Genomic DNA, 14,648 nt, shown 5'->3' on the forward strand with positions numbered 1-14,648 from the left:
GTTTGAGTGGGTAGGGCGGCGAGTGAGCCGTGAGTGTGGATGGGCTTTATAGCACGACGCCGACAGGTGGGGTGCTGCCGTCGGATCGACCGCTGCGTTGTGATTTGAAAATCTTGGGGCCCTCGCGGTGGGTCTGCGTGACATCGGCAAATGATCGGGTCATACTGTTGCGATGAAATCAAGCAAACTTTCAATCCGTCGAATCACGGCCCTTCCCTTTTTCGCGATCGGTACGCTTTGCGCTGTGCTGGTCGGGCCGGCGATGATCGTTTGGAGCAATCAGCCAAACGAGTTGGCCGGCGTTGATCCAAAGGCAACGCAGCATGCGGAGAAGGTAATTCCGCTTGTCGCACCTGAGACGATGTTGCATCGTCGGCCGGTCGCGGTCGTCGCGATGGGCTCTGGCCGTGCCGTCGTCGCGAATCGCCGGAGCGGGACGCTCAGCTTCGTTGACACGGAGTCCTTGCAAGTGAAATCAGAGTATCAACTCGGCGGGCATCCAACCGATGTGGTTCGATCCGGCCAAAGTTTGCTCGTGACCGAACAAGAGGGGCGACTCACTGCGGTTGAGGTCAAGGACGGTGAACCTCGCTTGCAATGGCAAGTCGCGATGCCCAATGAACCGGCGACGGTTCGAGTATCGAGTGACGGCGAGTGGTGCTCGGTTTGCTCGACTTGGGCGAGACGGGTCACCATTGTGAGTTTGCCGAAAGCGATTGGGCAATCACCAGAGGTCTTGGCTAACGTTGAGCTGCCTTTTTCACCACGTGAACAATTGTTGCTCCCGGAGCAAGCTCGGTTGTTGGTTGCTGATGCCTTTGGGCCTCGTGTCGCCGTCATTCGTTTGGATGACTTTCAGGTCGAGTCCATCCGTGAGATACCCGGCAACAACATTCGCGGGCTGACGCTTGGGCGAGGTGGCGAGAACGTCTATGTGACTCACGAGTTGATCAACGAGATCGCACCGCCGCGAAGCAGTGAGATCATTTGGGGGTCGATGGTTTCGGATGCGACGCGTGAAATATCCATCCAATCGATCGTTGATCCCACAGCGAGTCTCATGAGCGGCAGTCGTTTCATTGCTGTTGGTAACAACACGCGAGGTGCCGGTGACCCCAATGAGGCTTTGATGCGACACGATGGTCGATTGCTGGTGACGATCGGCGGACTTGGGCAGCTCGGTGTGGTTGAACCCGATGGCATCGGTGTCACCCGTATCCCGACGGGCAAACGTCCGGTAGCGATCGCGAAGATCTCGGCGGATCGATTCTTGGTTGCCAATGAAATGTCCGACACGCTGACCCGGATCGATTTTCATTTCGATGCGAGCGTAGTCAGGAAGCAACCGAAAGTGAGTGGTGAATCATCGCAAGACGAGACACCGTATTCGGAGCCTGAGTCATACGACGAGCAGGAATACAGTTCGAGTGAGTATGAAAAGAAGAGCTACCGGACCGAAGATTATGACACCAGCGACTACGATTTGGATCGCGACGACGGCGAGTCTGAGGATGCGGGGTATGAGAGCGAATCCTATCGAGCTTCCGATGATCCGGAGGCCGAACCGGTGCTGGCCGTGCGAAAGATCGCGAGCTACCAAATCGGTCCGGACGCATCTGATGGAGTCGGTGCGTTGTTTGCGACTGCGGCGACAATGAACCTCGGCATTGCACCAGAGCTGGAGCCGGCTGATCGTGGCGAGGCTCTGTTCTTCGACGCCAGTCTCTCGCGAGGTGGTTGGTACAGCTGTCACAGTTGTCATACCGATGGGCACACCAGTGGATCCTTGGCCGACACGCTCAGCGACGGAGGCGAGGGGGCGCCGAAGCGAGTCTTGTCGCTTCGAGGCGTCGGGCAAACCGGACCATGGGCTTGGATTGGCGACAAGTCGGAGATCGACGAACAAGTCAAACAAACGCTTCGGTTGACCATGCAAGGAAGAAGGTTGAACGATCGCGACGTTTCTGATTTGGTCGCATTCCTAAAATCAATTCCGCCACCGCCTGCCGCTGCTACATCTGGATCGGAGGCGGATCGACTGCTCATTGAGAAGGGGCGGCACTTGTTCGAAACATTGGATTGTGTCGCTTGCCACTCAGGACACGTGTTCACATCCGAGGCCACCTATGACGTCGGGCTGGACGACGAACGAGGGACGAAGGAGTTCAATCCACCATCTCTGCGCGGCGTAGGTCATCTCAATGGACTGTTCCATGACCTGCGTGCGTCATCCTTGGAACAAGTCGTCGGCGAATTCCGGCACCAATTGCCGAGAGACCTTTCCGATGAGGAGCAGTTGCGACTCATTCGCTATCTGCAAAGTCTGTAGAAGCGACTGGTCATACTCCTACTAAAAGGCAAACACCCCACCCTCGGACTGCAGTTTTCAGTCATTCGAAGGCCCAACTGAATCTCGCATCCAAACTGGATTTGCATGCGAGATATTGGCAGCGGTACTCGCATGCGTTTGGCAAGCGTTGCACCTAAAATGGGATTTCTCTATGAGGGCTATCGAGTTGAACTGAGTCGAATTGATGCTTGTTCACCTGTACGCCGGTCCATAGACGCATCATTCGACAATCATCAATCCTTGAAGCAAAAATTGGAAAGATTGCTTCAGCGACTCGAATGCTGATCTGCGGCGCTGTAGAATGAGCGGGTGAATTGCTGCGATCCGCAATTCGCTTGTCATGTCGTTGCATTGGTTCGCAGGCTCGGCAGTTGTTCGCTTTCAAGGCGGATGCGCTGGGGTGCCTGTCGCAGTGCAATCTCCACTGGGGATAGCACGACGCGCCTCACGGTGCTAATTGCGGCATAGCAGTTCGGATTGAGACGGCGAAGAAGACTGCGAAACCGAAGGAATGATTGACTATTTAGTGTGTGTGGCTGTGTCGTGAATCTGAAGCTTGGAGCTTGCAAAACCTATCCACGTAGGATGTTCTCGTCGGAACATTAAATGGGCGGGATGACACAGAAACAGTGTTTGTAAACGAAGCCTTGGTTGAGGCGGCAACCAAGGTGAGTGAACGTTAGGCGAGTGATCTGATGACATCGAATTCGAAAGACTCCAAACGCGTTCAGTCCGATCAAAGAATCGATGTTGCTCATCAACCCGTCGTGAATCTCGGAAGTGCTCTTGATGAGTTTGAGATTGGTTTCGTTCGTCTTGAGACCGCCACGACAGTCGTGCAAGATATCAACAGAACTCTCGCGAAAATGATTGGTCGCGAAGGAAGCGATCTCATTCAAAAGCCATTCTCCCGATGGGTCGATGAGGAACAACGGTCAGGATTCATTGAACTCGTCGAAAGGCTTCGGCAAAGCTCGAATAAGAGTGTCGTGGGAGTGTTCCCCGTGTCAAATAGCAACAACACGAAGGTTTGGTTGCGGTACACATTCGTTGCAAATCAAGTTGGTGATCAACACTGCGATATCGTCAATGTGACGGCGATCGATGTAACTCAAGCGAAAAATACCGAAGAAGAGTTGCGATTGGCAAATGACCGATTTAATTCGGCCCAAGCAAATTCTCGAGTCGGCAGTTGGGAGTGGGTGGAGGGTGAACAAGTCGCGTGGTGGTCAAAGCAGCTGTATGATCTGCACGGCATGGATCCATCGCTAGGACCACCCACTTTTGAAGAGTTCATTGAGCTGGTCAATCCAGATGATCGCGAGAAGATAGTCGAGGTCAATCGTCCGCCGTTCGTTGAAGGCGATGTACGCCGGTTTGAGTTTTCGAGCAATCCTGCCTTCGGCCCCATACGGCATTTCGCTGCCACCGTTTGGTTGACCAGCGTCAACGGAAAGATGGTTCGTCGAGGGACGACTCAGGACATCACCCAGCCTGTTGCGTTGCGGTCGGCTCTTCAGAAGAGTGAAGAACAGTATCGCGAAATGGTGTTGACCAATGCGGAAGGCAATGCGGTCCTTAATCTCGATGGGAGGCTGCTGCAGGTCGACCGGAGGTTTGCGTCGATGCTAGGTCAAGAGGTGGATGGAATCATAGGCTTGAATCTCTGCCAATTGGCGGAGGCTGAAAGCGCGAAGCTGATCGAAGACCGAATGCTTCATCGAAACAAATCGGAAGCCCACGAGGTCAGGCTTGCTCACAAAAACGGTCACCTTGTGTGGTTGTTGCTGGCTTGTGAGCCGTTAGTCAACGACTCGGATCAGTTCATCGGAATTCAAGCTCACGCGGTCGACATCACGCATCGCAAGCATGTGGAGACATTGACCAACTTGGCGGCCGAAGCCAAAGAGAAGTTGAAGCGTTTGACCATTCGCGAACGTCAGGTTCTTGAGCAGATCGTTGAGGGACGGATGAACAAGGTCATCGCGAACCGCTTGGAGATCAGCGAGAAGACCGTCGAGCGCCACCGTTCGAACTTGATGAAGAAGCTCGATGCACACAGTGTCGCCGAGCTTGTCAAACTATCCATGACCGCTGAAATCATGACAGCAACCTAACATTTTTTCAGTCGAGTTATGCTGCGATGTCAGGCGTTCAACGATCGATGCCATGACGGTGGACATATCCAGTTGGGCTTCCATCCGAACAGAAAGTTCTGTCCATAAAGCAGGCAAGCTCGGCCAGCATCCCTGGTGACTCTCCTTTGCCCCAAGGCGAGTCGAGTGGATGCTGACCGAGCTTTGCTCTTTGCCCCATAACAGTATCGATCAAAAAGACTTCATAGGTGGGAATGTTTCCGGAAATTGAGGGGCATCCCCATCCGGGTGAGCAAACTGAGCGTTCAAGGTGGCGTAATTTAATTTCTTCTGGGGTGAAGATCGATCTTTGTAGAGGTGTGAGCGTTTGGTTGCCAATCGTGAGCCACCCATTTGGGAGAAACCTATGTTTCAACTGACTGCTGACATTGCTGCCGATTCAGCGAATAGGAAGAGTTGCCAGCCAACGATTTCGGAGCTGCGCGAATACGGAGATGCCGCTTGTTGTTCTGGCCGTCTGGTGGGAACCAAGTCGCCATTGGCGATCGGCGTTATAGCGCAAACCTCGCCTGCCAAGGATGAAGTGTCATGTAGCAACTACGCGACAAGAGAGATGGCGTCGCGACGTGACATCGTCGATCGCAATGGCTGCAAGGTGCAAAGGCTATAGAGTTGCACTGCGAAGTCAGCGGGGAACCGCATCGCGAGGGGCAGATCGCGAAGACGGTTGAAGTTGGTGGTGCGTGAGGCCGCTGTTTGCGAACTACTGCTTCATCACGATGCCGAAGCTGAGGAAGTCAGCCGACAATCGGTTTGAAATTGATGATCCGGGAACAGCACCCACACCGGGCAGAATGACCGCCCCCGTACGAGTGTTTTCGAAGTAGTGCGACCATGCGACGTTCACGGCGACTTTCTCATTGAGCTTGTACGAACCGCCCATGCTCAGCACATGTTCGTAGATCAAAGGCGATGCCATATTGAAGAATGATTCGCTCTCTCGGATTGGATTTTGGTTGTAGCTGTAACCACCACGAAGGACCAATCGTTCGCCAACCGAGCGTTGTGCTCCTAATGCGAGAGCGAAGACGCTGCTCCAGTCCAAACCGCCCAGCTTTCCGGTTCCGTCGTAAGTAGCGTCATCACCGAAACCGTCCGCGTTCGCATAGTCAAAGTAGCGGATATCCGCCGCGAAAAGCCATTGGTCGAAACCGGTGTAGCCCGTTCCCAGTGATAACACTGAGGGCAGGTCGATATCAGCGGTTAGAGTTCTCGGCAATCCATTCTCGTCCGCTCCGGTGAACTCGAAGGTCTCCATCCACGCTTTGCTTTTGTAGGACGCGCCCAATTGCCATTCCGGCGTCATCAAAAAGTAGGTGCCGAGCTGAAAGCCACCGCCCCAGTGGTAGTGGGTCGCGCGACCAGACGAATATGTATTGTCTCCATTCACTGAATCGAAGACGAAGGGTTCAATACCGATTTGGCCGGTCGTGACCAATGGTCCAGCCGCAAACGACATCCGTTCGGTGACGGCCATCGACAAAACCGGTGCGATCTGCAGGAAAGATGCTTCTGACGTGATTTGTCCGAGTCCGGTCGGTTGTGGGGCGAGAACCGGGTTGGTCGTGCTAGCAGGAAGACTGGTTTTGAAACCAGCCACTGAGTTGACCCCCAAACCGAACGTGAAGCGTGGATCCTGCAGGCGGTGGGTCCAGGCGAAGTTAGGTACTGGAAACGTTCCCGGATCCGCATCTGTTGAACCAGTCGTACCGCCGACAGTGGAAGTCACATTGTGTTCGGCGAACAACAGGTCAACGCCGACTTCCAATTCTGTATTCTCCATGCCGCTGATCGAGGCTGGATTCCAGTACATCGCGCTGAGTGCGCTGATGGGAGCGGCCGTGGAAGCGCCGCCCATGCTGCGGTTGACTGGCCCCGCGGACGATATGTACACGCCTTGCGAATACGTCAGATTCGCCATCGAGGTAACCAGCAGCATTGCTACGAGCGAAAGAAGTCTCTTGTCCATTCGAATTGCCCCAACGATTGATCATTGCATCTGTCGACTGACCGAACATCTCGGTACCTTCGATCAGATCGGTTCAATCGTTACGACTGGCCTGAAATTCCGTGCAGACCGCTACAGTTTCACAGTGTGCTCAGAAAACAGCCCCCCTGCGTGACCAGGCACCGTAGTGTTCGCAAGACCGGTCGTCAGTTGCTGAATCAAACATCCGCGAGCCGGCGAAACGTTCACAACAGTTCCGTTTGTTTCCGCGAAGTCTCATTTGGAGCGTCTACTTTGATCCAACGGCAAATTGATAGGTTGCCAGAACGGGATCATCCAACCCGAGGTATTCCCCAACGGTGGTGGTCTTGGTTTGCGGTAGATCGCAGGTCAGGAAGAAGTCGGTAGGCGAATTGCTGCCGAAGATAAATCGTTCGCCCAATTCTTCCATCCCGTCCGTGAATTTCTTGATGTCCGGTGAAGGCACGGTTCCTTCCACGACGTTTTCGCGAACGAGATCGCACCACAGCAAGCTGTTGGGATGTTGCAACAAAGAAGCCATGTCGCGGAGGATTTGCCGATTCTCCTCGCGGGTAAAATACATCGAACAACCCTCGAAGACGACGGCGGTCGGACGTTTGGGATCAAATTGTGGGTTCTGGAGCAAGAGTTGCGAGATCTTGTCGACTTTGAAGTCAGCCGACATCGAATGCCGCCTCACACCTGCATCGGGTTTCATCTCCGCGATGACTCGGTCACGTTCCTCGAGCATCTCCGGCAGATCCAATTCGAAGAACGTGGGGCGTCCCAGCTCTTCATTCATGCGGAACGGGCGCATGTCCAAGCCAACGCCAAGGATGACCACCTGTTCGATGTTCTCAACGCTTCGAAGCGTTTCATCGATGTGCCGAGTGCGTGCGAGGACCATGTCCTTCAATTGCGGCAGCACTCCGTTGAGCCGGTTGGCGAGCAATTCGCCGTGAGGACCGGCGGCCTGCCGTTCGTGACTTTGATCCACTCGAATGTTCTTGCTCTCCGATGACGCGCGAAGGCCAGCGATCATTCGAGCGGAGGCTTTTAGCTTTTGTTTGAAGATCGGTGAGATACGAGGGTTGGACTTGGTCGGTTTCAATTGAATAGATGGTTGTGCGAAATATCTCATGTCTGCTTCCGCGACCAGTTCACCATTCGAGGTGAAGACGACCGGCAGAGTGACGAGAACGCGTTTTCCACTGAAGTAGCGCTGTTGGACCGTCCGGGCAATGTTCGCCGGGATATCGCACGTTGCCTTCAGGTGACCCGTGCTCGGGTTGCGATACTTCACATCCATTGCGGCCAACCACAAAGACGCCGATTCCTCGTCGCTGCATCGATGGATACCGGCCAATGGTACTCCACGCAAAAGTGTTGTCAGTGCAAGACCGCCGGTGTAATCCGCAGACAAAGAGATCAAAGCGGCTTGGTGTGTTCCGTGTTGATTGGTGGATGCTTTTGTTAAAGGCAACACTGATTCACAGCCGCCTTCTGTCACGGATGTGACCTTCCACTGCACCGCTTTCAGAACTGGGATGGCGCTGTGCAAGAGTTCCGTCATCAACTCAGGATTCACTCGTTGCTCATAATCTTCTTCCCAGCTAACCGCTGGCTTTCCATCCACTGATGTAAGCATGTTCTCTCCAAGTGAGCCTACTAGAGCAGCAAGAACGCGTGTTCACCCAAGAACACTGAATCCAATCACCTTGAAAGAATCGGGAACTTTGCCAAACGTTCTTTTGGGTTGGCTCGCATCCACATCGCCTCGTGACGAGATGGTTATACCAATGGTACGGACACTATTGAGACTTTTTGCGAAGTCAAGTCGAATATTCTGCTCATTTCATTGGTTCGCTAAGAGTAGCACGGATCTGCGCGGTACTGTTGCACAGGCAAAGTCTAGCCATTGCGTAAGGACGTTGGATTGCCCAAAGAAGCCCAGTGACCAAGGCCCCGAGGTCATGATCGCTTCATCGCAGCAACGCTCTCAACTATCCTATCGAGGCGAATGTGAGTTCTCTTCCACCGAACCTACCTAGTGCAGCAAACACCGAGCGGTACAACGTCCAAAAGAAGTTGTCCAATGCTTCTGTTGTTTCCTGCTTCTCCGCAATCGACACGACAACGGGTGGAAAGGTTATCCTCCGCGAGGTCCCAAAAGTCTTCTTTCAAGAACGCGGTTTTCATCGCTTCAAAACGGAATCGCGACTCACCTCAGGTATTCACTGCGAAACTTATTCGCGGCCCATCGACTTCATGGTCGGCGAAACTCATTTGCGAGTTGTCTACCCATTCGTGGAAGGTGTCAGTCTAGCGAGACGGTTCCGAGAACGTCCGCTGACAGCATCCGAAGCAATGTATCTCGCGAAGGATTTGCTCGAAGCGCTCGAGCAAATACATCGGATTGGATGCATCCATCGGGATATACGCCCATCCAATATCATTGTGCGTGACGACGCACGTTCGGTTCTATGTGGTTACGTCCCGCTGTGGTGCCCGGAACTGTTTGGGAAAGACGACTTGTTGGCTCGCGAGTGCGCGACTTACACGTCGCCGGAATTGTCCGGAATCATCGATCACGATATCAGTGAAACCTCGGATCTCTATTCAGTAGGGCACGTTCTGTATGCTGCTTTGACCGGGGCCCCGGCTTTTGCCGGCGACGTCAGCGAAATTTTGTACCGGCACATGACCGCGGATCCGGACAGCGGGTGCTACCCAGACGAGACACCATCGGTCGTCATCGCACTGGTAGAAAAACTCATTCGGAAAGAACCACGCGATCGTTATCAAAGTGCGTCCGCTGTCCTTGATGACGTGAAGACGATTCTTCATCAATTGGAGATGGGTGGCGTGGCAGATGACTTCGTCATCGGGAACACTGACAAGCGGACTGTACTAATTGACCCTGCCTTCGTGGGGAGAGAAGAGCACGTCCGGACGCTTGAGAAGTCGTTGGACAATGTCCTGGATGGACGCTCCGAACGCGTGTTGCTGCGAAGCGAATCGGGCATGGGGAAGACCCGATTGCTAAACGAAGTCTCGCGATTGGCTTCGCGCAAGCGATTCTTGGTTCTGCGTGGACGATCGCTGCCGGATGCAAACCAGCAGCCTTCGGCAATTTGGTTGCAAGCGATGGATCAGTTAGTCAAACAGTTGACCAACGACCACGACATGCTGGAACGGACCCGCGAAAGAATGGAGCCGTATCGTCAGGAAGTCACGACTGCTATGCCGGCATTGGCGAAGGCCTTTGGGTGGGGGAACGCAAAGCTTTCAGGACCGGATGAATTCGGGCAAGGACGAGTGGTATCCGCGTACCGAACCCTGTTCACGGAATTGGGGACACCTGAAACGAGCGTGATGATTACGCTCGATGATTGTCAGTGGATGGACGATCAATCCTTTCGCATTCTCCAAGCCATTTGTGAATGCCCCGCCCGACACATCTTTCTTTTCGCGGTGACCCGGCCCGACGAAGGATTGTGCAATCGACTCAACGACGATCTGAGTTTTCCTATCAAACTCGAACTCGGACCGCTTACCGATCAAGCGGTTCAGCAACTTGCCGAATCGATGGCAGGACGTTTGCCGACCGAAGCGATCGAGGTGGTTCAGCGTTTTGCCGGTGGAAGTCCCTTTATGGCATCCGCGATTGTGCGCGGGTTAGTCGAGTCCAGTGCGCTTCGTCCATCTGACACGTGTTGGGTGATTGATGATGCAAAATTGTCGAGTTTCCACGCCGCTGATGACGCCAGCGAGATCTTGGTTGATCGTCTGACACGACTTCCCGCTGAAACTCGCGAGTTGTTGACCGCCGCGGCGGTGATCGGTCGAGACTTCAATTTGGAAGTTGCGGCCGAGTTGGTAGGGATCCGGCTCGCCGATGCGCACCGTGCTATTCATCCGGCTCGTGTTCAGCGACTGGTTTGGAGCCGGCCCGACCGTGTGCTTGCTTTCGTGCACGACAAAATCCGTGAATCAATTCTGGAGGAATTGACCGCCGAACGTATTCGGTCGATGCACGGTCAGATCGGTCAGTACTACGTCGAAAACGAACCTCTCGAGTTTTTCAAGCTGGCCTATCACTTCGATGCCGCTGAGTTGCACGAACAGGCATTGCCATTCGCGTTGAGAGCCGCGGAAATTGCCAGAAACAGCTTCTCGCTCGTCAGTGCGGAAGAACAATTGCGGATTGCGACGCGCGCGATTTGTCACGCCGATCGATCCAAGCAACACCACATCGAAATGATGATGAGCGATGTGTTGATGCTGCAGGGCGAGTATGACAAGTCGGAAGCGTGGCTCGACCTGGCTTACGAAAGCGCCGAGACGGGTACGGACAACGCTCGCGTGCTTCTGAAACGAGGCGAACTGCACTTCAAACGAGGGAGTAAAAACTTAGCGGTTGAGTGCTTTGAAGCGTCTTTGCGACAACTGAACCAACCGGTTTGCAACAACCGGCTTTCTTTGATGGCACGTATTGCGCTGGAGGGGGCTCGTCAGATTCGCAACTCTGTGCTGCCCTGCTTCATCGGACGCCAATGCGGTCAGCCGTCCGAAGAAGAACAAATGTCGCTGTCGTTGTACAGCCAAATCGCGCATGCCTATTGGTACACGCGTGACAAATACTACACCCTGTGGGCTCACTTGCGTTCCATGAACGCTGCGGAACGCTTTCAGCCAACTCGATATATGGCGCAATCGTATTCCGAGCACGCGCCGGTGATGACGTTGCTGCGATGGGAGAAACGCGGTGTCGAATACGCGCGACGGTCGCTCGAGATCCGCAAGGCATTCAGTGACGTTTGGGGACAGGGCCAAACTCGCAACTTCCTCAGCATTTTGTTGCTGTCGTTTTCACGATACGAACAGTGTGTGGAACAGGCCGGCCAAGCAGTGAAAATGCTCGAGCGGACAGGTGACTACTGGGAAGTGCACATCGCTCGCTATCAGCTTGCGGCATCGCTCTATCGACTGGGGCGGCACAAAGAGGCGCTTGAGCAATCACGCATCAACTTTGAATCCGCGATCAAACGAGGCGACTATCAAGCGACGGGCAATATCATTGACGTGTGGGCTCGTTCGACCAACGGAGACATTCCTGAAGAGATCATCGAGAACGAATTGGCCCGAGACTTGGCTGATTCCCAAAGAATGAGCCAGGTACTACTGGCGAAGGGCGTTCGCGAATTCTATCAGGAAGATTTTGCTGAAGCGGTTGAGTCGTTCTCAAGAGCGATCTCCGTCGCGGAAGACACGCGTGTCTCCAACACCTACGTCAGTCCCGCTTACCCGTGGCTCTGCTCCGCAATGCGGCGACAGTTGGAAACCTCGGTACCGCGAAGCACTCGGCGTCGTCGGAAATCGGTTTGCGAGTTGGGACGTGCCACGAAGAAGGCCCTCAAAGTTAGCAAACAGTTCACCAACGAAGTCCCTCACGCGTATCGCGAACGCGGTGCGTATCTGGCCTTGGCCGGAAAACTTCGTGCGTCTCAGGCTTGCTTCCAGAAGAGCTTGCAGGTTGCGGAGGCTCAAGGAGCGGTTGTCGCTCACGCGAAAACGATCATCTTGTTCGCCGAATACGCAGCCGAGTTCGGTTGGCCGATCGATAGCGATGCAATCGAAGAAGCCCGTGGGACATTGTCGCAATTGGAATGCAGCGACTACGACGTCAACGAAGGCGGATCGCTTTCGTTGGTCAATCGATTCGACTCGTTGCTAGCCTCTGGCAGACGAATCGCGACAAGTGTTCTGCCGGAGCAGATCTATCAAGAGGTTCGTCGTGCGGCGACGAAAATTCTTCGCGGCGAGCAGGTCTTCCTGATCACCCGGACAGAGGATCAAAGATTACGTACCGTTCCGGCCGGCATGCCGTTTGATCCCGCGATTGTGAATGAAGTCGATCGGACTCGGCAAACCGTCGTTACCGACGTGGAGAACGCCATTTCTGATGGAATTGCGACGACCAAACAAGGCACGTTCTTGTGCAGTCCGGTGGACGTCAATCATCAGACCATTTCGTACCTCTACGTCAGCAATGAACGGTTTAGCAATCTCTACGATGACGATGAAATCCGTATTGCCGACTATTTGACATCCGCGGCGGGAGCTGCGATGGAGAAGGCGAATAGTTTTCAACAGCTTCAAGATCTGAACCTGAACCTGGAGAAGAAGGTTCTCGAGCGGACAGAATCGGTTGTCCGGCACTCGAAAGAACTTGAATTGACTGCTCAGCAGTTGACCGCGACCAAAGAGAAGCTAGAAGTTGCGAAAACGGCGGCTGAAGAAGCTAACCATGCAAAAAGTGAATTTTTGGCCAGGATGAGCCATGAAATTCGCACGCCGATCACCGGCATCTTGGGATTCACCGAGTTGCTGTTGCGTGGTGTGGTCACCGACGACGCGGAACGCGAATCGCATTTGCAAACCATTCACTCCAATGGCTTTCATTTGCTTCATCTGCTCAACGATATCTTGGATATTTCCAAGATCGAAGCGGACAAGATTGAGACCGAGCGGGTGCTGTGCAATCCAAGCTGGATGGTCCAAGACGTCATCGCGTCGTTGCGTTCCAAAGCGATTGAAAAAGAGATTTCCCTTGAAATTCGCGTCGATAGTGATTTCCCCGAAGAGATTTACAGCGATCCGACGCGACTGCGCCAAATTCTCACGAACCTCACCAGCAATGCGATCAAGTTCACCAACCAAGGTGGCGTGACGATCGCGATCAGTGCCGTTGGTTCGGGTGACGCAGGCAGCAAGATGAAGATTGTCGTGGAAGACTCCGGAATCGGCATGACGAAGGAGCAGACCGCCTTCATCTTTGAACCATTCAAGCAAGCGGATGTTTCAACCACGCGGGAATATGGTGGCACCGGATTGGGCCTTTCCATCAGCAAGCGTTTGGCGGAGGCGCTCGACGGAACGTTGGAAGTCGAAAGCAAGCGAGGTGTCGGAACGCAAATGATTTTGGACTTTAACATCGAGTGCTCGTCGGGTGTTCGAATGCTGAGTCCTGCTGAAGTTCTGTTGCCCAGCAATGGTGTCAAAGACAATCAGTTCGACGTGGTTGATTTGACGGGGGTCCGTGTGCTGGTGGTGGATGACTGTGAAACGAATCGACGTTTGTTGTCATTGTTGTTGCAAGACGCGGGAGCCGTAGTTGAAATTCGTTGCAATGGCCAAGACGCCGTCGATACACTGCGAAGCGATCCATCGATGGTCGACATCGTTCTCATGGACATGCAAATGCCGGTGATGGACGGATACACCGCGACGTCGGCATTGCGGTCGAAGGGGTACCAGACACCAATCGTTGCACTCACCGCGAATGCGATGACCGGTGACGAAATACGTTGTCGCGAAGCGGGGTGCACGGACTACCAGACGAAACCGCTTGATCTCAACTCGCTGCTTCGGTGCGTGGCTCGACATACAGATGGCAAGAAACACGACGCATTGACGGTTGCTGCCGGCGAAGAAGCATTAGCATTCAAAGAGGAAGCAATGCCATTGGTTGAAATGGATTCACAGCCGCAAGTGGAAGGCGAACCGCTTTTTAAATCGAGTGGGGGTATCTCACCTGAACATCTGGAAGCCAAAGTTGGTTCGATCGAGGAACAAGAACCATTGGATGACGAAGATGATTCGAAGAAGGAAAAGATCTTCAATTACGATTGGCTGCATGAGTTTGCTTGCGACTTGATTGACCAACTCGACGAAACGTTGCCGAGCATCATCAACGCTTACGATCGCGGTGATTTGGAGCAAGTTGGCAAGCACTTGCATCGGATTCGTGGCTCCGGCGGAACAGTCGGTTTGCAGCAACTATCCGAAATTGCTGCCCAAGGGGAATCAGCGATCGAGGTGTCCGAATGGGAAACGCTGCGAAATACACTAACTGAGTTGCAGAGCTTCGTCAGTGAAGCGCTCCAGGAAAAGAATGCGTCTTCGGAAATTGCTTCAAACGATCCGGCCGACGCCTCCGCCGACATCGGTGGCTAGTCCTGGATCGATACGTAGCGACAATCACTGTTCAAAGTCTCGGCGATTGAGGTAGATTGTCTTGTTGATTTTGATATCGCAACCAATCAGGCATCGATCCCAGTTGTGTCACCTGGACGGACTTGCTTCTACTGCCAAATTTGTTCGCGAGTTC

5 protein-coding genes are annotated in these 14,648 nt (G+C 53.8%); 3 read left to right on the top strand and 2 right to left on the bottom strand.

All coding sequences use genetic code 11. From position 1 onward, the window contains the following. Positions 1–172: 172 nt before the first annotated feature. Both RE6C_RS12020 and RE6C_RS12030 read left to right on the top strand, forming a co-directional pair. Complete coding sequence (locus tag RE6C_RS12020) at positions 173–2,329, top strand: cytochrome c peroxidase (protein WP_008656916.1); 2,157 nt, start codon at positions 173–175, stop codon at positions 2,327–2,329. 716 nt (positions 2,330–3,045) lie between these two features. Continuing rightward, the gene (locus RE6C_RS12030; RefSeq protein ID WP_008656918.1) at positions 3,046–4,467 is read left to right on the top strand and encodes a PAS domain S-box protein; all 1,422 of its coding nucleotides are present in this window, start codon (positions 3,046–3,048) and stop codon (positions 4,465–4,467) included. A gap of 742 nt (positions 4,468–5,209) precedes the next feature. On the opposite strand, the gene RE6C_RS12040 is transcribed toward RE6C_RS12030, so the two are convergent. Continuing rightward, positions 5,210–6,475: an OmpP1/FadL family transporter gene (locus RE6C_RS12040; RefSeq protein ID WP_039961863.1), complete on the bottom strand. Its 1,266-nt coding sequence runs from the start codon at positions 6,473–6,475 to the stop codon at positions 5,210–5,212. A 268-nt stretch (positions 6,476–6,743) separates the two neighbouring features. Continuing rightward, on the bottom strand, positions 6,744–8,111 hold the full coding sequence (locus tag RE6C_RS12045; protein WP_008656923.1) for an SAM-dependent methyltransferase: 1,368 nt from the start codon (positions 8,109–8,111) through the stop codon (positions 6,744–6,746). Positions 8,112–8,497: 386 nt separating this feature from the next. Between RE6C_RS12045 and RE6C_RS12050 the strand changes: the two genes are divergently transcribed. Next, entirely contained in the window at positions 8,498–14,494 is a 5,997-nt protein-coding gene (locus RE6C_RS12050) for a hybrid sensor histidine kinase/response regulator (RefSeq protein ID WP_081605632.1), read from the top strand. Positions 14,495–14,648: the final 154 nt, after the last annotated feature.

Source organism: Rhodopirellula europaea 6C (genome assembly GCF_000338295.1).
GTDB lineage: Bacteria > Planctomycetota > Planctomycetia > Pirellulales > Pirellulaceae > Rhodopirellula > Rhodopirellula europaea.